Genomic DNA, 19,309 nt, shown 5'->3' on the forward strand with positions numbered 1-19,309 from the left:
TTTCATGGCATCATCGTTGCGTCGCAATCCGTTCATCTGCATACCAATGGGCAACTTTATCGATGTTTTGCCGTGAAAGCTACATTGGGTAAAGATAAGGGAAAATGGAAAATGATTATGAGCAGATATGAATTTGCTTAATTGCTTCTAATCAGTCCAAATTTAACTGTGTCGGGCATTACAATAACCGGGTAAATATCATCTGGAGTATGAGAAATGCCATCTATCCCTACAGAAAAAAGAGTGTATTTATTGTCAATTTTTTTATACTCAAAAGTTGTTTTAATAGAATTGTCCATTTTCCTTGTAAGCAATGGATCACATATATAGGCTAATTTATTATTCACTACTAATTGTTCTAATATATCCGGGTAAGTGCCATTCTGCAACTTATAAAACTCGACATCTTTGACTACACTATTTAGATATGTTTGAGAAATTTCAGCTACACCTTTTGGGTTACCATATTTAACACTATAGAAGACCATTGAATAAACGAATACTGTAAACAAAACTCCGGCAGAACCAATAACAACCAATTTCCTACTTTTGTATTTAAATAGCCCATTTAGAATTAATGAAATACCTACAAATGCACCAACCAATGGTATCAAACAAAACCATCCTTTAGAATAAGGCGGTTTTATATTTACTTGGTTTACGTTTCCCATATCACGCTAACAGTTTTTCAATTGCATTTTTGATCTTTCCAAAATCAAACCGCTCTACAATATGTTTCATCTTTGTCTCAATCTGTGCATTTTGTAAATTCCCAATAGAACCTTCGTGTGTATGATTAACCTCCGAAGTATAATTAAAATTACCAGCCTCAATTCCTTGCCCAACTCGTTTATATGCATCTCTGAAAGGCACACCCTGCAACACCAATTTATTTACTTCCTCAACACTAAAGAGGTATTTATACTTCTCGTCTTTCAACAGATCTTTATTCACTTGTATATTACTCAACATCAACCCTGCCATTTGAATACAATCATTCAAATTTTGAAATGCAGGAATAATATGCTCTTTCAATAATTGCAGATCTCTGAAATAACCGGAAGGCAAATTAGTTGTTTGCATCATGATCTCATTTGGTAATGCTTGTATTCTATTGCAATGAGAACGTATCAATTCAAATACATCCGGATTTTTTTTGTGCGGCATGATGCTGCTGCCGGTTGTCAATTCATCAGGAAAAGAAATAAATGCAAAATTTTGATTTAAGTATAAGCAGGCATCCATACTTAGTTTAGACAATGTAGCAGCAATATTTGCAATGGCTGCAGCAACTATACGCTCTGTTTTACCCCTGCCCATTTGTGCATACACCACATTATGATTCAAACTATCAAAGCCCAACAACTCAGTCGTCATTGTTCTGTTGATCGGAAATGAAGAGCCATAGCCGGCTGCAGAGCCTAAAGGATTTTTATTCACTACTTCGTAAGCGGCTTGCACAGTGATCAGATCATCTACCAGACTTTCTGCATACGCCCCAAACCATAATCCAAAAGATGAAGGCATGGCTAATTGTAAATGCGTATAACCCGGCAACAGATCGCCTTTGTATTTTTCACTTTGTGTGATGAGCAAGCCAAATAATTCTTTTGTATTGCCTACTAATTTTTCAATTTCACTTCTTAAGAATAATTTTAAGTCAACTAAAACCTGATCGTTTCTGCTTCTTGCACTGTGAATTTTTTTACCAATATCACCCAACTTTTGTGTCAGCATCAATTCAACTTGTGAATGGATATCTTCTACACCATCTTCCAATTTAAAATCAGGTTTCGTGGTTAATTGGTAAATGTTTTTAAGCTCTGCTTGCAATTGAGTCAATTCATCTTTTGTCAGTAAGCCAATAGACTCCAGCATCTGGGTATGCGCCAAAGACCCCAACACATCAAACGGTGCCAAGTAAATATCCAGATCCCTATCGTTGCCAACAGTGAATTTTTCTACTTCTTTCAGAGATACTTTATCTTTTTGCCAGAGCTTCATTTGAGTTTTTTTATACGATTTGTTCAACCATTTTTATATACGTCGCTATCCCATCTTTAATTTCATCTAAATAAATAAATTCATCAGCAGTATGACTTCTTGCGCTGTCACCAGGCCCCATCTTCAATGTTGAGAAAGGCATCAAAGCCTTGTCAGACGTAGTTGGTGAGCCGTAGTATCCTTTACCTAGAGCAATACCCGCTTTAACCAGAGGATGATCCAACGCAATAGAGGTCGATTTCATTCTTGTAGTACGTGGCTTGAAAGCACTTTTCAGGTTTGCTTTTAAAGCTTCTAAAATTTCCTCGAAGCTGTACAGTTCATTTACCCTCACATCAATTACAAACTTACAGGTAGAAGGAACTACATTGTGTTGTTTGTTTTCAGTCTCAATAACTGTTACGGTTAAACGAGATTCACCCAACAACTCACTAACCTTTGGAAACTGATAATTTCTTATCCAGTTAATATCATCTAAAGCATTGTACAATGCATTCTCACCCTCTTTACGAGCTGCATGCCCTGCCCTGCCGGGTGCTGTACAATCAATTACCATCAGCCCTCTTTCTGCAACAGCCATTTCTAATTTTGTCGGTTCCCCAACAATTCCAAAATCAATATTACCTAAGAAAGGTAAAACCAGTTCAATACCATTCACCCCACTGATCTCTTCTTCTGCACTGGCTGCAAATACCACATTGTGACTGATATCATTTCTATCATAAAAATGCAAAAACGTAGCGATCAATGAAACCAAACACCCTCCTGCATCATTGCTACCCAATCCAAACAATTTACCATCTTTCTCGATCGGTGTAAATGGATCTAATGTATAACCTTTATTAGGTTTAACTGTATCATGATGAGAATTCAACAACACTGATGGCTTGTTCACATCATAATATTTGTTCTTTGCATAGATATTATTACCCACTCTCTGACATGGAATGCCATGTGTTTCAAAAAAATTTATAATGATCTCTGCTGTATCATTTTCTTCTTTAGAAAAAGAAGGCGTACTGATCAATTGTTTCAACAATTCAACTGCATCTGTATATAATGTTTCTTTCATGCTATTTTATTAAGGTTCCTTTTGTTTCGTTTGTTACGTTCTGCAACAAATCGTTTGCATCGCCGATCAATACTTCTTTTACGCCACTGTTAATAGCATCAAAAGCATTATCAATTTTAGGCAGTATACCATCGAATAATTTATTCTCATTCAGCAATTGCTGATAAATATCTTTTGTAATTAAGGTGATGACCGAGTTTTCATCTTCCACATTTTCCAACACCCCTTTCTTTTCAAAACAATAGATCAATCTTACATCATAGCTTTTAGATAAAGCCACTGCAAGACTTGAAGCCACCGTATCTGCGTTGGTATTCAGCATTTGCCCTTTACCATCATGTGTTAGAGGAGCAATTATCGGCATAAGACCTGCATCTAATAACAATTGTAAATTGCCAATTGCCAATTGCTTATTGTCAACGTCCCCAACAAACCCAAAATCTATCCCATCTTTAGTGATTGGTCTTTTTACAGCAGGAATAATATTTGCATCAGCACCTGTCAAGCCAATAGCATTGCAATTCAATGATTGCAATTTTGCAACTACTTTTTTATTTACCAACCCGCCATACACCATCGTAACCAGGTCAATGGTATCAGCATCTGTGATCCTTCTGCCATTTACGTAGTTAGATTTAATGCCCAACTGCTCTCCTATTTTTGTTGCGATCTTTCCTCCGCCATGAATTAATATCTTCTTTCCCTCAACAGCAGCAAATGTTTTAAGAAATGAATCCAATGCTGATTCCTTATCTATTACATTTCCACCGATCTTTATGACAAAGAGTTTACCCCCATCCCCTAAAGGGGAGTTATTTGAGGGCTCCGCTGTTTTAGCAAACATTTTTATTTTATTAATTGTATTGCCTATTTTGTTTAACACGTCTTCTGTATTATTTAATACTTCTTCATTTTTAAATCTAAGAACAGTTATACCAAAGCGTTTAATCTCATCCTCTCTTGCCTCATCATAAATTTTCACATCTTTATTCTCATGATAACCTCCATCCAACTCTATTACCAATTTCACATTATGGCAATAAAAATCAGCAATAAAACGTGATACCGGATGTTGTCTTCTGAATTTTAAATGCCACTCATTTATTTTAATAATATTCCAAAGTATTTCTTCCGCTTGTGTCATTCTTGCTCTCAATTCTTCTGCTTTTTCAAATATAATTGGATCTGCACCGTAAAACATGTTATATCTACCCCCATCCCCTAAAGGGGAGTTATTTGAAAAGTCTTCAGATTCTACTATTGCCATTATTATAAAAATATTTTCCGAAAATATTATACTCGTTGAATAACTCCCCTTTAGGGGATGGGGGCAGCTTTCAAAATTTCTGCTAATACAGCTTGTGCAGCCCAAACTCTGTTTGATGCCTGTTGCGTTACGATACTATTTGCGCTATCCAATACTTCATCACTTAATTCCACATTTCTTCTTACAGGCAAACAGTGCATAATTTTCGCATTGTTAGTGAGCTTTAATTTTTCTTCTGTCAACATCCATTTTGGATCGTTGCAATAGATTCTTCCGTAATCAGTATAAGTACTCCAGTTTTTTACATACACAAAATCCGCATCTTTCAATGCCGCATCCTGATCTTGTGTGATGGTTGCACCTTTTGTAAATTGTTCATCCAGTTCATAATCTTCCGGATGTGTGATCACAAATTCAGCTTCACCCCAGGCATTGACCCATTCTGCAAATGAGTTGGGAACACATTGAGGTAAGGGTTTGATGTGAGGCGCCCAGGTTAAAACAACTTTAGGTTTACCCCCTCCGCCCCCTAAAGGGGGAACTGTAGGAAGACACTCTTTAATTGTAAGAATGTCGGTAAGCGATTGTAAAGGATGCAATGTCGCACTCTCTAAACTCACAATTGGTATACCTGCATATTTAATAAAAGACTTCATTACCTCTTCACTATAATCTTCCTCTTTATTTCTTAACGTTGGGAATGCACGGATACAAAGTATATCGAAATAATTTCCCAAGATCGGCGCTGCATCTTTAACGTGTTCAACTGTGTTGCCACTCATGATGGCACCATCTTCAAATTCCAACGCCCAGCCGTCTTTGTCTACGTTGAATACAATGGGCTCTAGCCCTAAGTTTTGAGCCGCCACATGTGTACTTAATCTTGTACGTAGAGAAGGATTCAAAAATAATAACCCTATTCTTTTGCCTGCACCTAAATTTTTATCGGCAAAGGGATTTGCCTTGTATGCAATCGCTTTTGCAACTAATGCATTGATATCGGCAACATCTTTTACAGAAATAAAATTTTTCATTCTTAAAGCTAAAAGCTAAGGGCTCAAAGCATAAAGCTAACCCTGAGCCGGTTAAAAATTATTTTCTAATTACTTTGATTAAATTAATAAGCATTGCTTTTACTTCATTCACCATCTTATTAACTACGTCAAATTTTTCTTTATCCAAATATTCTAAATCTAATGCAAGCAGCATACAATATTCCAATTCCTGAGCAGATCCTAACGAAATGTCCAGAAAATGTACAAAATCCTTATCAGTATTTCTTCCACAGCCTTCTACAATATTTAAAGATATTGAATAGGTCGCTCTCTTTGTTTGTGATTGCAATGCAAACTGTTCAGATTTTGGAAAATATTCTAACACATCTTTGTAAACATATAATACAAGTTGATGCACCTTCACCCAAACATCATATTTCTTGTAATCTCTCATACTCCAAAGCTTTATGCTTTTAGCCTTAAGCTTTAAGCTCCTCTTTTAAAGCCTTCAAAAATATATCAGCTTCAACCTTTGTAATATTCAAAGCTGGCAATAACCTGATCACATTTGGTTTTGCTTCACCGGTAAATATTTTGTGCTTGAATAACAAATTCTTCTTCACGTCTTTTAGTTCCTCAGGTAATTCAATCCCTATCATTAACCCTTTTCCTCTAATTTCTTTTATATTCGGCAATTTTTTCAACTCTTCAACCAGATAATTACCAACAGTTGCTGCGTTCGCCATTAAATTATCCTGTTCAATAATTTCTAACACAGCTAAAGCTGCGGCGCAAGCTAAATGATTACCTCCGAATGTTGTACCCAACATAAAATGTTTGGCAGGTATCTTTGGTGAGATAGAAACTCCTGCAACAGGAAACCCATTCCCCATTCCTTTTGCCATCGTATATATATCGGCATTTACACCACTATGATCATGGCTATAGAATTTCCCTGTTCTTCCGTAACCGCATTGAACACTATCGGCAATGAATATACTATTGTATTGATCGCATAGACTTCTTATCAATTGTAAGAACGAATCAGATGCGACCCTGATACCACCTACACCTTGTATCCCCTCAATGATCACCGCACAAACTTCATTGCCATTTGTATCAAAATATGCTTGTAATGCAGCTTCATCATTAAAAGGCAAGAACACCACATTATCTGTTTGGTTCACCGGTGCAACAATATTCGGATTGTCTGTAACAGCTACCGCCAAAGATGTACGTCCGTGAAACGCTTTTGTAAATGCAATGATCTTTTTTCTACCATTGTAAAAAGATGCAGCTTTCAACGCATTCTCATTTGCCTCTGCACCTGAGTTGCACAAAAACAATTGATAATCTTCTTTGCCACTTATTGTACCTAATTTCTCTGCTAATTGAACCTGCAGAGGAATTTTTATTGAGTTAGAATAGAACCCAACTTTATGCAATTGATCTTCTAATCGTTTTACATAATGCGGATGTGTATGACCAATACTAATTACCGCATGACCGCCATACAGGTCAAGGTATTTTTGTCCTTTATCATCCCAAACATAGGAACCCTCTGCCCTTTCAATTACGATATCATTTAAAGGGTATACATCAAAAAGTTTCATTTATAATGCTTAAGGCTGAAAGCTAAAGGCTAAAAGCTTTGTGCTTTAAGCTTTAGGCTTTAAGCGGTTTTAAAAATAATTTGCTTTTAGTTTGAGACCTGCTGTCTCTTCTAATCCGAAGATCAGGTTCATGTTCTGTACCGCTTGTCCGCTTGCCCCTTTCAATAAATTATCAATTGCAGAATGCACTACCAATGTAGAACCTGCTTTTTCTAACTGAATAATTGCTTTATTGGTATTCACTACTTGCTTCAAGAACAAAGGTTCTTTGATCACAGTTGTAAAAGGGTGTTCGTTATAATATTCTGAGTACAACACATTCAACTCTTCAAGACTTAGCTCACATTTAAATTGCGAGCTGATAAAAATACCTCTTGTAAAATCACCCCTCCACGGTATGAAACTTAATCCGCCATCTTTTGGCGCTGCAGGAAAAACATTTTGCAACTGATGAAGCGATTGCTGTATCTCATCATTGTGCTGATGCGTCAATGTTTTATATGCAGAAATATTATTTTGCCTCCAACTGAAATGTGATGTAGCGGATAATGATTGCCCGGCTCCTGTACTACCGGTAATGCCTGTAGTATAAATATCCTGTGGCAATAACCCTGCTTTCGCCAAAGGCAATAAACCAACTTGTATGGCTGTTGCAAAACAACCGGGGTTAGCAATATTATTCGCTTGCCTAATTTTTTCTCTTTGTAATTCAGGAAGACCATAAATGAATGTTCTTCCATTTATTTCGGCATCGGCATTCAACCTGAAATCATTGCCGATATCAATTAATTTTATGTTAGAAGGAATATCATTCGCTGCAACAAATTTCTTTGCTTCGCCATGACCTGCACAAAAGAAAATTACATCTACGCCCCCATCCCCTAAAGGGGGGTGTTGAGCAACAAACTTTAAATTCGTTTCTCCTATTAGATCAGCATGAACCTTGCTCACTAAATTATCAGCGTTGCTGCTACTTTGTGCAAATGCAATTTCAACTTCAGGATGATTAATAAGCAACCTTATTAATTCACCACCTGTATAACCTGCTGCCCCTATAATACCTGCTTTGATCATTTTTTATCTTTATTTGTTTCACAAACACTGTGATATATTCCAACCTGGTTACCAAATATTTTCGTAAAGCCTCTTACATCTTCTCCGGTGAATCCTGTATTCATTTCGCCATACTTACCAAACTTCGCACTCATCAGGTCGTTATCACTTTCAATACCGATAATCTGGAAATGATATGGATTCAATTGAACGAATACATCACCCGTTACTTTACGCTGGCTTTTTTCTAAATACGCTTCAATATCTCTCATCACAGGATCTAAAATTTGCCCTTCATGCATCCAGTTACCGTAGAATTGTGATAAAGTATCTTTCCATTGCAATTGCCATTTGGTCAACACATGTTTTTCCAATGCATGATGCGCTTTAATGATCACCATTGGCGCAGCTGCTTCAAAACCTACACGACCTTTTATACCGATTATCGTATCTCCTACATGTATATCTCTGCCAACGCCATAAGGGCCGGCAATGGATTGCAAATATTGAATAGCTTTTGTTGGGTGCTCAAAATGTTTATCATTAACTCCGTTCAATTCGCCTTTATCAAAATGCAATTTAACTTCTTCACTACCGGTCTTGGTTACTTGCGTAGGCCATGCGCTTTCGGGCAACATACCTTTACTGTTCAAGGTTTCTTTACCACCAACACTTGTACCCCATAAACCTTTATTGATCGAATACATTGATTTCTCAAAATTCATTTCAACACCTTTACTCTTTAAATAAGCGATCTCTTCTTCACGACTTAATTTATTATCTCTGATCGGAGTAATAATTTCTATCCCCGGTACATCAATATTCAAGATCATATCAAAACGTACCTGATCGTTACCTGCACCTGTACTTCCATGTACAACTGCATCTGCCTGCAGATTTTTTGCATGCTCTGCAATATGCATTGCCTGACTCAACCTTTCTGCACTTACACTTAATGGGTAAGTGTTATTTTTTAAGCAATTACCAAAAATCAAATATTTAATAATTGATTCATAATAACTTTCTACAGCATCGATTGTTGTATGGGTTTTTACACCAAGTTTATAAGCATGCCGTTCGATATGCTTTAATTCGTCTTCGCTAAAACCTCCGGTGTTTACAATTACAGAATGTATTTCGTAGCCCAATTCTTCTGAAAGAAATTTTGCACAATACGAAGTATCTAAACCGCCGCTAAACCCTAGTACAACTTTTTTGCTCATGATATTTATTGATCTTTAAAAATTAAAATAATGCCTCAACATAGATTTTGGAGATGGACCACCTCCACTGTTTTGCCTACGTTTTAAGATCTTCAAAAATCTACTTTGCTTCACTTCCATAAAACGTTCGTAGATCTTAGAATTCTTTTTGAAATCTTCTTTGGTTTCTTCCGGCTCAAAATGATCTGCCGGGTCGTACAACATTGCCGTACACATACAGTTCTTTCTTTCTTTACTCATCAAAATATCGTAATTGACACAGCTTTTACAACCAGCCCAGAAAGCCTCATCTTGTGTCAACTCAGAATAGGTCACCGGTTCGTAACCAAGATCGGAATTGATCTTCATTACTGCAAGCCCGGTTGTTAATCCGAATATTTTTGCGTTCGGATATTTCTCCCTGCTGAGTTTGAATATCTTTTCTTTGATAGATTTTGCAACACCGCTTTTTCTATAAGGAGGCGCAACAATTAAACCGCTGTTGGCTACATACTCGCCTTCCCAGGTTTCGATATAACAAAAGCCTACCCATTCACCTTCTTTGGTAACAGCAATCACTGCTTTGCCCTCATTGATCTTCATATCAATATACTCCGGTGTACGTTTGGCAATACCTGTTCCTCTGGCTTGTGCTGACGCAGCCATTTCGTCTGTAATTGTCTTTGAGTATTTACAATCGTCGGATGTAGCTACTCGAATGATAATATTATTATTTTCCACTTGTGTAGAAATTGAAATAGATTAAAGTAAAATTGTGAGAATTCGGTTGTAGTAATCCACTGACAGGGGCAATAAAATGCTCGGCCTATCAGCAACCAGGTCGGCGGCGGGGAGATACTGGAAACACAGGTTCAATAGCAAGACTTACCCTTAGAGAGTTAGAATTTGTATTGACTTTATGGAGTTGAATGTTTTCCACTTTTGCGTTTATTATTTATTTAGTGCAAATGTAGTCTTTTTTTGAATTATGGACATAAAATTTTGTCAAAACTTTCCGAGTACTCCCTACCGTTTTTGGCTCAGATAAAATGTTGTTAGTAAATGATTTAAATTAGCACAAGATTCCAAAAAAATACTATATGAAAAAAACTTATCCTCGCCGACAATTCATTGCCAATACAGGTGCAATAATTGCAGGAAGTATGCTCATTAATCCTCTAATTACAAAAGCCAACACCCTGTTTTCTGAAAAAAAGAAAAGAATTGCCATGGTCGGTACAGGTCATAGAGGTACAGGTATGTGGGGAAAAGACCTGCTGAGGGATTATGGACAGTACTTTGAGTTTGTTGGATTGTGTGATATAAATAAGGGAAGAGTAGAAACAGCTAAGAAAATGATCGGCACAGATTGCCCAACATTTACAGATTTTGATACAATGATGAAAACCGTAAAACCTGAAATTCTCATCGTTACAACTGTGGATGCCACACATGATCAATTTATAATACGAGGTATGGAACTCGGAGCTGATATCATCACCGAAAAACCAATGACCACCGATGAAAAAAAATGCCAACGAATTATTGATGCCGAAAAGAGAACAGGCAAAAAAGTTACCGTTGCATTTAATTATCGCTACTCACCGCAAAGAGCAAAATTATATGAGATGCTAAACAGCGGTATCATCGGAAAAATCACTTCTGTGGATTTTCATTGGTATCTGGATGTGAATCATGGAGCAGATTATTTCAGAAGATGGCATCGCCTGAGGGAGAAAAGCGGCAGCCTTTGGGTACATAAATCTACTCACCATTTTGACCTTTTGAACTGGTGGATCGGTTCTGATCCGGAAGAAGTTTTTGCATACGGAGCTCTGGATTATTATGGAAAGAATAATGCTTTTAGAGGAGTCAATTGCAGAACCTGCGAATTCAAATCAAATTGTAAACACTATTGGGATATCACTAAAGATGAACGACTTACGAAATTATATTCTGACAACGAAAGCTATGATGGTTACCTGAGAGACGGCTGTGTTTGGAAAGAGGACATCAATATTTTTGATAAGATGGGGGCTTCAATAAAATATTCAAATGGTGTGCAGGTAAGCTACTCATTAACAGCCTATTCTCCTTACGAAGGTTACCGAATTGCCTTCAATGGAACAGAGGGAAGATTGGAAACCTGGATCAAGGAAAAGAACCCACCGATAGAATTAGACTATGATGAATTTATGCTGACGAAGAATTGGGGCAAACCTGAGTTCATTAAAGTTCCGATCACAAAAGGCGGTCACGGTGGTGGAGATAAATTGATGAAAGATATGTTGTTTGTTCCCGGAACTCCTGATCCTTATAAGCAAGCTGCCGGCACAAGAGATGGGGCTCTCTCCTGTTTGGTTGGTATTGCTGCAAGGAAAAGTTGTGATAGCGGGAAGCCGGTAAAAATTAAGGGATTGACTAGCATTAGACCAGGAGTGAAGAAACAATAAAGTAGTCAGGTATTTATGAAAAAAATTCTAGGTCAATTAATTTTAAGCTGTTTACTGTTCTCTAATTGTAAGAATAAACAGTCTTCATTTGAGCCTGTAAGGGTAAAAGGTATTCCCGAAAATGCATTTTGGACAGGTGGGCCAGACGGGGGAAATTGGTTCGTAGTTGATTCAATTATTATAAATTCTAATGCTGCTAGTTTTAGAATTTACAATGACAACTCTGGCGAATTAATAGAAAATAAAATATTTAAACTTAAATGCGATTCAAAGATAAAGTGGGATCATTTACAAGAAGAAATAAGTGGTTATGATGGCAAAATAATTTTATCAAATAGCACACAACAAAATAATCACTCATGTTATTTTGAGTAAACATTTAAATTCAGAATTTATTTACACCAACTCAATCACCGTTATTTCCGCCAAGATCCCTACCCTGCCCGGGTAACCGATAAACCCAAATCCACGATTCACATATAATTTTTGTTGCGCCTCTTCATACAATCCTGCCCATTGTTTGTAAATGTATTGCACGGGGCTCCATTTAAAACCGGGGATCTCAATACCAAATTGCATACCGTGTGTGTGGCCACTTAATGTCAGATCAATATCAGGATAATCTGTTTTTACCTGTGCATCCCAATGGCTTGGATCATGACTCATCAATATTTTAAAAGGATATTTTTCTGCACCCGGATATGCAAGATCCATTCTGCCATGCTTGGGAAATCTTGCTTTGGCACTCCAGTTCTCAATACCGAGTAATGCAATTTCAGCATCTTCTTTTTTCAATACCACATGTTCATTCATCAACAAACGCCATCCCAAATTTGCATGCACTTTTTTTAAATTTTCTAAATTCTGTGCTTGTGTAATTCCATTATTCGGCCAGGGTACATAATCCCCGTAATCATGATTGCCCAATGTAGAATACACACCCATCGGTGCTTTCAATTGATTGAAAACATCCAAGTAATCATCCATTTCTGTTGCCTTATCATTTACCAGATCTCCTGTAAATAAAATGATATCCGGCTTTTGTTGCATGATCTCATTCACACCATGTAGCACCGCTTCTTTATTGGTAAAACTTCCGCTGTGTATATCACTGATGTGTACAATTTTTAATCCCTTAAACGCTGCAGGTAAATTATCGTATGACAATTGTAATTTTTTGATCTGGTATTTATATTTATTTCCGAAGCCGTAGAGCAAACTTCCAAATAAACCGCCCCCTGCAGCCAGTCCCAACCAACTTAAAAATACAGAACGACTGATGCCTTCGCCTGCAATGGTTTCGCCTTCGGTATTTCCGTAGAATAATTTTCCTGCGATCCATTGAATCAATCTGCGGATATCGTCTATCAAAAAGAAAACAACTGCAATCAATTTTGCAAAGAACAAACCGAGAATTGTTGCAAACAAATAGGTCCGCACTTTTCGTGGCATGAACGTATGATCGGTAAAAACAAACACCAAAAAACCGACCAATGCAATCACAGATACTGACCAGTAGATGGCATAAACAATGGCTTTTGTTTTTGGAGAAACATTTGAACAAACTGCTTTGATTGCCTGAAAAACATAAGTATCCAGCAATAACATGATGGCAACAAATATGAAAGCACCTAAGGGAGTACGCATTTTGCGAATTATGAATTATGAGTTAAGAATTATGAGTTGATCCATTTGATAAATTCATCAATTTGATTATTGATGACCTTTAAGGTATTAACATCGGTAAAGTTGCCGTTCTCGTCCATCAATTTATCTACCGAAGATATGGGCAATTGATTTGGGTGAACCATTATTTTTAAATGATTTAACACTCCGGATAAATGGTCCATACCTCTCAGGTTACCGGCCCTACCCGTAGCAACTCCTGTGAGCAATGCTTTTTTATTCCACCATATCTGCCTTGGTTTTGCGGTATCAATGAATAATTTTAAAGCCCCGGGGAAACTACCATTGTATTCAGGCGAAATAAAAATATAGCTTTGAGATGGAATAATGACCTCATTCTCTATTTGTTCAAAAGCCTTGTCTCTCTTCATCAGGTTGATATCTTCCAATGAAAAAACATTTGCTTCCACGTCTTTTTCTGCCAAAAGGCGCTGGTATTCCTTTGCTACTCTTAGTGTATAGCTATCCGCCCTGTTTGTTCCCGATATTATAGTGATCATTCTTATTGAATTGTGTATTACTTGTAACAAAGATATTGAACCTTTGTTGCCCAATTTTATGCCGAATAGCTAAATTTGCCAAGCTGTCATACATATATAAATATACTAATATGGATTTTACTTATTACGGACATTCCTGTTTTAGTGTAGTATTGGGTGGTAAAAAGATACTTTTCGACCCTTTTATCAGTGGCAACGAATTGGCAAAAGAGATCAATATCAGCAGCATTGAAGCTGATTATATTTTTGTCAGTCATGGACATGCAGATCATACACTGGACTGTATTACGCTGGCACAAAGTACAGGAGCACAGGTGGTTTGCAGTTGGGAAATTCATGAATGGCTAAATAAGAAAGGAGTTCCCAATACTCACCCTATGAATACCGGTGGTAAATGGCAATTTGATTTTGGAGTAGTGAAATGTGTGGTGGCTCAACATTCCTCCGGTTTGCCGGATGGAAGTTATGGCGGAAACCCGATGGGCTTTATTTTTATGACAGATGAAATTAATTTTTATTACAGCGGAGATACAGCTTTGACGCTAGATATGCAATTAATTCCGATGTTTGCCGAAATCGACCTTGCAATTTTGCCCATTGGAGATAATTTCACAATGGGTGTTGATGATGCAAGTGAAGCGGCGATAATGGTGCAAACAAAAAAAATAATTGGGGTACATTATGATACCTTTGGGTATATTAAAATAGATCATCAGAAAGCAATTGAATTATTTAAGAGCAAACATTTGGAGTTAGTAATTCCGGTGATTGGAGAAACAATTGAAGTATAGTCCATGGTCTATGGTCCATGGTCAAAAGTAACTACCAAGTAAAAGAAATTATGGCAAGAGTAATAGGAATAGCAAATCAAAAAGGTGGTGTAGGTAAAACAACTACAGCAATCAATTTAGCAGCAAGTTTAGCAGTGCTGGAATACAGAACATTGTTGGTAGATGCCGATCCGCAAGCAAACAGCACCACCGGTGTTGGTTTTGATCTGCACAATATAACAAAGAGTTTGTATGACTGCATGGTGAATGAAGCCAATGCAAAAGATGTATTGTTGAAAACGGCCATTCCAAATCTGGATCTGATTCCATCGCATATAGATCTTGTTGGTGCGGAAATTGAAATGATCAACTATCCAAACCGTGAAGGTGTTTTAAAAAAGATATTAGAGCCTTTAAAAGATGAGTATGATTTTATTGTGATCGACTGCTCTCCTTCTTTGGGGCTAATAACTGTAAACGCATTAGTTGCTGCAGATAGTGTTGCAGTGCCGGTTCAAACCGAGTTCTTTGCATTGGAAGGTTTAGGGAAATTATTGAATACAATTAAAATTGTTCAAAACAGATTGAATCCCGACCTAGCGATTGAAGGTATTTTAATGACGATGTATGATGGCCGTCTTCGTCTATGCAATCAGGTAGTAGCCGAGGTAAGAAGGCATTTTGATGATATGGTATTCAGCAGCATCATTCATCGTAACACCAGACTGAGCGAAGCTCCCAGCTTTGGCAAGCCTGTAATATTATACGATGCAGATAGTAAAGGAGCTGTAAACTATCTGAACTTAGCAAAAGAGATTTTACAAAAAAATAACCTGACAAAGATTAATCAGGAAGATAAAATATTAGAATAGTTATTAGCTACAGGCCCCAAGGGACAAGTCAATTAACTTCATGCTTCTCCCTTGTATCTTGTAGCTTGAAGCTCAATACAAAAACATGACACAACCCAACAAGAAAGATGCTCTCGGAAAAGGCATCCGTAGTTTATTACAGAATATTGATTCAGACTTAAAGTCAACTGCAGGATCTTTGAAAACAGAAGTAGTCGAAAAAACAACTTCAGTTAACAGGATTCCGTTAAGTGAAATTGAAGTAAATCCCAAACAGCCACGTAGAGATTTTGACGAGACTGCATTGAGTGAATTAGCAGCATCGCTTAAAATACACGATATCATTCAGCCATTAACCGTAAGTAAAATGGCGAATGGCAAATACAGATTGATTGCCGGCGAACGTCGTTTCAGGGCCTCTAAAATTGCAGGGTTAAAAGATGTACCCGTTTACGTTAGACAAGCTAATGATTCGGAATTATTAGAATTAGCATTGCTTGAAAATTTACAAAGAGAAAATTTAAATGCCATTGAGATTGGCTTAAGTTATAAACGCTTGATGGATGAATTGGATTACACTCAGGAGCAGGTAGCAGAACGCATGGGTAAAGAACGCAGCACTGTAACAAATTACATTCGCTTACTTAAATTACCTCCGGATATTCAGATTGCTGTACGTACCGGCGTTATCAGTATGGGACATGCAAGAGCTTTGATCAGTATTGACTTAGTTGATAAACAATTGTTTGCTTTTTCTGAAATAAAGAACAAAGGCTTATCCGTTCGTCAGACTGAAGAACTGGTAAGAAAAATGTACACCGGTACTGCACCTGTTAAAAATTCTGCAAAAGCAGCATTAGCCCCGGCTTTTAAAAAAATAGAAGATAATATTGCATCTCAGTACAACACAAAAGTGAAACTGGTTCACAACAAAAAAGGATACGGCTCCGTAACTTTTGAATATTATTCAATTGAAGAGTTAAATGCTTTGTTAGATAAACTGAATATCAAGGTAAGTTGATGCAAAGAATATTGCTTATATTTTTTTTACTAACTGTTATTTACAGTAAAGGATACTGTTTGCAAATAACCGACACGATCGTTATCCCTAAATTGAAAACGGTCGATACCGCTAAAAATAAATTCAAACCTCGTACTGCTACAATACGTTCTGCCATTCTTCCAGGTTGGGGACAGATCTACAATAAAAAATATTGGAAACTTCCTTTGGTTTATGGTGCGTTGGGAACCACTGCAGGCATCTTTGTTTATAATGTAAAAAATTACAAAAGGCTTAAACAAGGCTATATTTATAAGCTTGCCGGACAAGATTCGCTCATCTATTTTAAATTTAGAAACCTGTCTGCAGGCTCATTGAAAACCTATCGAAACATTTTCAGGCAAAACGTAGATTACTCAGCATTGTTTTTCATCGTTTTCTGGGGATTAAATGTGGTAGATGCCACTGTAGATGCACATTTAAAATCCTTTGATGTTAGTGATGACCTGAGCTTACACATCAAAGCAGGATACAGTCCGCAATCAAATACTTCGGGTGTAAGCCTTGTTTTGAATATCGGAAAATAAAATATTCTACCTTTGCACCCTATCAAACTTTAAACGTATTAATCATTCAGCATGAACATCGCACTGATCGGCTACGGCAAAATGGGTAAAGCTATTGAAGAAATTGCATTGCAAAGAGGGCATACCGTTCCATTAAAACTTGATATTGATAATGCCACTGAATTCACAAAAGAGAATTTAGACAAGTGTGATGTTGCAATTGAATTTACCAGTCCACACAGCGCAGTTGAAAATATTTTAAAGTGTATAGATGCAGGTATTCCTTTAGTATGTGGCAGCACAGGTTGGTTGGAAAGATGGGATGAAGTAAAGAAAGCTTGTGAATCAAAAAACGGCGCTTTTTTATATGCAAGCAATTATAGTGTTGGAGTAAATATTTTCTTTGAAGTAAATAAAAAATTAGCGGCTTTAATGAATCAACATGCTGACTATGATGTAAGCATGGTTGAAATACATCATACACAAAAGAAAGATGCACCAAGTGGCACTGCCATTACATTGGCAGAACAAATCCTTGAAAATATCGGAAGAAAAAATAACTGGGTGAATACAACAACGGTTAAACCATCCGAGCTTTCTATCATAAGCGAAAGAATAGACCCTGCTCCGGGCACCCACATCATCAAATACTCATCCCCTATTGATGATATTGAAATTACGCATACTGCCCACAATCGTACTGGGTTTGCTACGGGTGCGGTATTGGCAGCTGAATTCCTGAAAGGTAAAAAAGGGATTTTCAGTATGAAAGAAGTCTTAGGTTTTTAACAAATACCTCCTTCTAAAATTAACGGACTTTTAAATTTTGCTTGCATTATCTTTGTAAGGCATGTATTTCAATTACTTAGCTTAAACTGGCTTGTAATAACTGCCTCATAACCTTACTCAACAAAATGAAGAACGGAAAAATATCATTAGCTATTGTTGATGACCATCAGATAGTTATTGACGGACTCAAATCTTTACTGAACGGACATGATACATTTAAGGTGGTAGCAGAATGTACACAACCAACCGATATACTGCAAATACTTCCAACTAAACATGTTGATATTCTACTTACTGATATAATGATGCCCGTTATGAATGGTGCAGAATTGGCAAAAGAAGTAAGAACGAAATTCCCTGATATTAAAATTCTTGCGTTATCAATGAGCGGACAAGGCGATCTGGTGAATCAAATGATTGATGAGGCAAATATCTCCGGTTATGTTTTAAAAAACATCGGTAAACAGGAATTCATTGCTGCGCTGACAAAAATATCTAACGGTGGTATTTATTTCAGTCAGGATGTATTAACAGAAATGACAAAAGCTTCTGAAATTGAAAAAGAAAATGAAGCAACCAATTTAACTGCCCGTGAAATCGAGATCATTCAGCTCATAGAAAAAGAATACAGCAACAAAAAAATTGCCGATACCCTTTTCCTCAGTGAACGTACTGTTGAAACGCATAGAAAGAATATCTTTCGCAAGACAAAAACCTCCAGTGTGATTGGGCTGATCAAGTATGCGTATGAGCATAAGTTGATTTAATGCTTTACCAACAACTAAGCCCTTTATTGCTTGATTCCACAAATTTTTCCAAAGTATTTTCAACGTATAAAACCAGTGGAGCTATTTCTCTTTGAATTTTATCTGGTCCCGTAACTAATATCTTATCAAAAACTATTTTATCATTTTTTTGGAGAGCTAGAAAAGCCGCATGGAGCTCATCACTTATTTTATTTGAAATATTCAAATAAGTCTTAGTTAGAGACGAATCATTACTAATTGTTACACGAAAACTATCGACTTTGAAATTGCCTAGAAAATCAAAATTTTCCAATTCAGCCCTTACAAATTTTTGCTCTTTTATGTGATTGGTTGTTATTTTATCTCTACATGGTCCGTAATACCCAATCTTAAAAATAGGGTCTGGGACCATCTTAACTCGATATTCCCATGTGTCCAATTCCTTAAGTTTGTTACCGGTTCGTTTATATATAATTATTGCAGATTTTCCGGGTTCTGTTACTCTAATTATAAAGTTACACCCTTTACGAGTCAGTCTCCCGTTAGTTGCTTTAACTACAAGTTGAGCACAAGAACAATTTTCAGCGGCAACAGTAAGCGGATTTTCCACACCAATATAAAAGACGTTCATCTTTTCCAGTGCTACTGCTGTACGTTGAGCATACAATGAAAAGTTTGTACAAAATATAAATAATAGAATAAAATACTTTTTCAATGATTGCATATCAGACAATTATTTTAG

General features: G+C 36.8%; 21 protein-coding genes. 8 read left to right on the plus strand and 13 right to left on the minus strand.

The genetic code is table 11. The features are described 5' to 3' along the window. Positions 1-137: 137 nt before the first annotated feature. The 10 genes from ACQ33O_RS12520 to ACQ33O_RS12565 form a co-directional block, all read right to left on the minus strand. Positions 138-671 carry a type II secretion system protein GspG gene (locus tag ACQ33O_RS12520; protein ID WP_430995929.1) on the minus strand — a complete coding sequence of 178 codons (534 nt, stop codon included), beginning with the start codon at positions 669-671 and terminating at the stop codon, positions 138-140. A 1-nt stretch (position 672) separates the two neighbouring features. Then, on the minus strand, positions 673-2,004 hold the full coding sequence (argH, locus tag ACQ33O_RS12525) for an argininosuccinate lyase (RefSeq protein ID WP_430995930.1): 1,332 nt from the start codon (positions 2,002-2,004) through the stop codon (positions 673-675). Positions 2,005-2,014: 10 nt separating this feature from the next. Further along, the gene (locus tag ACQ33O_RS12530) at positions 2,015-3,076 is read right to left on the minus strand and encodes a M20 family metallo-hydrolase (RefSeq protein ID WP_430995931.1); all 1,062 of its coding nucleotides are present in this window, start codon (positions 3,074-3,076) and stop codon (positions 2,015-2,017) included. Position 3,077: 1 nt separating this feature from the next. Then, positions 3,078-4,343 (minus strand): acetylglutamate kinase, encoded by a 1,266-nt coding sequence (gene argB / locus ACQ33O_RS12535; RefSeq protein ID WP_430995932.1) that lies wholly within the window; start codon positions 4,341-4,343, stop codon positions 3,078-3,080. Between the two features lie 50 nt (positions 4,344-4,393). Next, entirely contained in the window at positions 4,394-5,377 is a 984-nt protein-coding gene (locus ACQ33O_RS12540) for an N-acetylornithine carbamoyltransferase (RefSeq protein ID WP_430995933.1), read from the minus strand. A gap of 58 nt (positions 5,378-5,435) precedes the next feature. Then, on the minus strand, positions 5,436-5,792 hold the full coding sequence (locus tag ACQ33O_RS12545) for a four helix bundle protein (protein WP_430995934.1): 357 nt from the start codon (positions 5,790-5,792) through the stop codon (positions 5,436-5,438). Positions 5,793-5,817: 25 nt separating this feature from the next. Then, entirely contained in the window at positions 5,818-6,951 is a 1,134-nt protein-coding gene (locus ACQ33O_RS12550) for an aspartate aminotransferase family protein (protein WP_430995935.1), read from the minus strand. Positions 6,952-7,020: 69 nt separating this feature from the next. Next, on the minus strand, positions 7,021-8,025 hold the full coding sequence (gene argC, locus ACQ33O_RS12555; RefSeq protein ID WP_430995936.1) for an N-acetyl-gamma-glutamyl-phosphate reductase: 1,005 nt from the start codon (positions 8,023-8,025) through the stop codon (positions 7,021-7,023). Beyond that, on the minus strand, positions 8,022-9,227 hold the full coding sequence (gene argG, locus ACQ33O_RS12560; RefSeq protein WP_430995937.1) for an argininosuccinate synthase: 1,206 nt from the start codon (positions 9,225-9,227) through the stop codon (positions 8,022-8,024). The genes argC and argG overlap by 4 nt, the downstream gene beginning before the upstream one ends. A gap of 15 nt (positions 9,228-9,242) precedes the next feature. Continuing rightward, positions 9,243-9,947: a GNAT family N-acetyltransferase gene (locus tag ACQ33O_RS12565; RefSeq protein ID WP_430995938.1), complete on the minus strand. Its 705-nt coding sequence runs from the start codon at positions 9,945-9,947 to the stop codon at positions 9,243-9,245. A gap of 359 nt (positions 9,948-10,306) precedes the next feature. On the opposite strand from ACQ33O_RS12565, the gene ACQ33O_RS12570 reads away from it, so the two are divergent. Both ACQ33O_RS12570 and ACQ33O_RS12575 read left to right on the plus strand, forming a co-directional pair. Next, entirely contained in the window at positions 10,307-11,659 is a 1,353-nt protein-coding gene (locus tag ACQ33O_RS12570) for a Gfo/Idh/MocA family protein (RefSeq protein ID WP_430995939.1), read from the plus strand. Positions 11,660-11,674: 15 nt separating this feature from the next. Continuing rightward, positions 11,675-12,034, plus strand: coding sequence for a hypothetical protein (locus ACQ33O_RS12575; protein ID WP_430995940.1), 360 nt, complete (start codon positions 11,675-11,677; stop codon positions 12,032-12,034). A gap of 21 nt (positions 12,035-12,055) precedes the next feature. Here ACQ33O_RS12575 and ACQ33O_RS12580 read toward each other — a convergent pair whose 3' ends face one another. Both ACQ33O_RS12580 and ACQ33O_RS12585 read right to left on the minus strand, forming a co-directional pair. Beyond that, positions 12,056-13,306, minus strand: coding sequence for a metallophosphoesterase (locus ACQ33O_RS12580; RefSeq protein ID WP_430995941.1), 1,251 nt, complete (start codon positions 13,304-13,306; stop codon positions 12,056-12,058). Positions 13,307-13,335: 29 nt separating this feature from the next. Then, entirely contained in the window at positions 13,336-13,845 is a 510-nt protein-coding gene (locus ACQ33O_RS12585; protein ID WP_430995942.1) for an NADPH-dependent FMN reductase, read from the minus strand. 110 nt (positions 13,846-13,955) lie between these two features. Here ACQ33O_RS12585 and ACQ33O_RS12590 point away from each other — a divergent pair, with 110 nt between their 5' ends. The 6 genes from ACQ33O_RS12590 to ACQ33O_RS12615 all read left to right on the plus strand — a co-directional run bounded on the left by ACQ33O_RS12590 (position 13,956) and on the right by ACQ33O_RS12615 (position 18,588). Beyond that, entirely contained in the window at positions 13,956-14,636 is a 681-nt protein-coding gene (locus tag ACQ33O_RS12590) for a metal-dependent hydrolase (RefSeq protein ID WP_430995943.1), read from the plus strand. Positions 14,637-14,686: 50 nt separating this feature from the next. Beyond that, positions 14,687-15,487, plus strand: a complete 801-nt coding sequence (locus ACQ33O_RS12595; RefSeq protein WP_430995944.1) for a ParA family protein — start codon at positions 14,687-14,689, stop codon at positions 15,485-15,487. Between the two features lie 85 nt (positions 15,488-15,572). Then, positions 15,573-16,487 carry a ParB/RepB/Spo0J family partition protein gene (locus tag ACQ33O_RS12600; protein WP_430995945.1) on the plus strand — a complete coding sequence of 305 codons (915 nt, stop codon included), beginning with the start codon at positions 15,573-15,575 and terminating at the stop codon, positions 16,485-16,487. Continuing rightward, on the plus strand, positions 16,487-17,053 hold the full coding sequence (locus ACQ33O_RS12605; RefSeq protein WP_430995946.1) for a DUF5683 domain-containing protein: 567 nt from the start codon (positions 16,487-16,489) through the stop codon (positions 17,051-17,053). The genes ACQ33O_RS12600 and ACQ33O_RS12605 overlap by 1 nt, the downstream gene beginning before the upstream one ends. 51 nt (positions 17,054-17,104) lie before the next feature. Beyond that, positions 17,105-17,821 (plus strand): 4-hydroxy-tetrahydrodipicolinate reductase, encoded by a 717-nt coding sequence (dapB, locus tag ACQ33O_RS12610; RefSeq protein ID WP_430995947.1) that lies wholly within the window; start codon positions 17,105-17,107, stop codon positions 17,819-17,821. A 125-nt stretch (positions 17,822-17,946) separates the two neighbouring features. Continuing rightward, a complete protein-coding gene (locus ACQ33O_RS12615) occupies positions 17,947-18,588 on the plus strand; it encodes a response regulator (RefSeq protein ID WP_430995948.1) in 642 nt (213 codons plus the stop codon). Positions 18,589-18,592: 4 nt separating this feature from the next. On the opposite strand, the gene ACQ33O_RS12620 is transcribed toward ACQ33O_RS12615, so the two are convergent. Beyond that, positions 18,593-19,291, minus strand: a complete 699-nt coding sequence (locus ACQ33O_RS12620) for a GldM family protein (protein WP_430995949.1) — start codon at positions 19,289-19,291, stop codon at positions 18,593-18,595. Between the last annotated feature and the right edge of the window lie 18 nt (positions 19,292-19,309).

It is taken from the genome of Ferruginibacter sp. SUN002, from assembly GCF_050611725.1.
Lineage (GTDB): Bacteria > Bacteroidota > Bacteroidia > Chitinophagales > Chitinophagaceae > Ferruginibacter.

Excerpts from the sequence above, each read along its gene's own strand:
- ACQ33O_RS12580 (WP_430995941.1), bottom strand. The coding sequence starts at position 13,306 with ATGCGTACTCCCTTAGGTGCTTTCATATTTGTTGCCATCATGTTATTG.
- argB (WP_430995932.1), bottom strand. The coding sequence starts at position 4,343 with ATGGCAATAGTAGAATCTGAAGACTTTTCAAATAACTCCCCTTTAGGG.
- ACQ33O_RS12585 (WP_430995942.1), bottom strand. The coding sequence starts at position 13,845 with ATGATCACTATAATATCGGGAACAAACAGGGCGGATAGCTATACACTA.
- ACQ33O_RS12530 (WP_430995931.1), bottom strand. The coding sequence starts at position 3,076 with ATGAAAGAAACATTATATACAGATGCAGTTGAATTGTTGAAACAATTG.
- ACQ33O_RS12605 (WP_430995946.1), top strand. The coding sequence starts at position 16,487 with ATGCAAAGAATATTGCTTATATTTTTTTTACTAACTGTTATTTACAGT.
- ACQ33O_RS12550 (WP_430995935.1), bottom strand. The coding sequence starts at position 6,951 with ATGAAACTTTTTGATGTATACCCTTTAAATGATATCGTAATTGAAAGG.
- ACQ33O_RS12595 (WP_430995944.1), top strand. The coding sequence starts at position 14,687 with ATGGCAAGAGTAATAGGAATAGCAAATCAAAAAGGTGGTGTAGGTAAA.
- ACQ33O_RS12545 (WP_430995934.1), bottom strand. The coding sequence starts at position 5,792 with ATGAGAGATTACAAGAAATATGATGTTTGGGTGAAGGTGCATCAACTT.
- ACQ33O_RS12600 (WP_430995945.1), top strand. The coding sequence starts at position 15,573 with ATGACACAACCCAACAAGAAAGATGCTCTCGGAAAAGGCATCCGTAGT.
- ACQ33O_RS12540 (WP_430995933.1), bottom strand. The coding sequence starts at position 5,377 with ATGAAAAATTTTATTTCTGTAAAAGATGTTGCCGATATCAATGCATTA.
- argH (WP_430995930.1), bottom strand. The coding sequence starts at position 2,004 with ATGAAGCTCTGGCAAAAAGATAAAGTATCTCTGAAAGAAGTAGAAAAA.
- dapB (WP_430995947.1), top strand. The coding sequence starts at position 17,105 with ATGAACATCGCACTGATCGGCTACGGCAAAATGGGTAAAGCTATTGAA.
- argC (WP_430995936.1), bottom strand. The coding sequence starts at position 8,025 with ATGATCAAAGCAGGTATTATAGGGGCAGCAGGTTATACAGGTGGTGAA.
- ACQ33O_RS12620 (WP_430995949.1), bottom strand. The coding sequence starts at position 19,291 with ATGCAATCATTGAAAAAGTATTTTATTCTATTATTTATATTTTGTACA.
- ACQ33O_RS12570 (WP_430995939.1), top strand. The coding sequence starts at position 10,307 with ATGAAAAAAACTTATCCTCGCCGACAATTCATTGCCAATACAGGTGCA.
- ACQ33O_RS12615 (WP_430995948.1), top strand. The coding sequence starts at position 17,947 with ATGAAGAACGGAAAAATATCATTAGCTATTGTTGATGACCATCAGATA.
- argG (WP_430995937.1), bottom strand. The coding sequence starts at position 9,227 with ATGAGCAAAAAAGTTGTACTAGGGTTTAGCGGCGGTTTAGATACTTCG.
- ACQ33O_RS12575 (WP_430995940.1), top strand. The coding sequence starts at position 11,675 with ATGAAAAAAATTCTAGGTCAATTAATTTTAAGCTGTTTACTGTTCTCT.
- ACQ33O_RS12520 (WP_430995929.1), bottom strand. The coding sequence starts at position 671 with ATGGGAAACGTAAACCAAGTAAATATAAAACCGCCTTATTCTAAAGGA.
- ACQ33O_RS12590 (WP_430995943.1), top strand. The coding sequence starts at position 13,956 with ATGGATTTTACTTATTACGGACATTCCTGTTTTAGTGTAGTATTGGGT.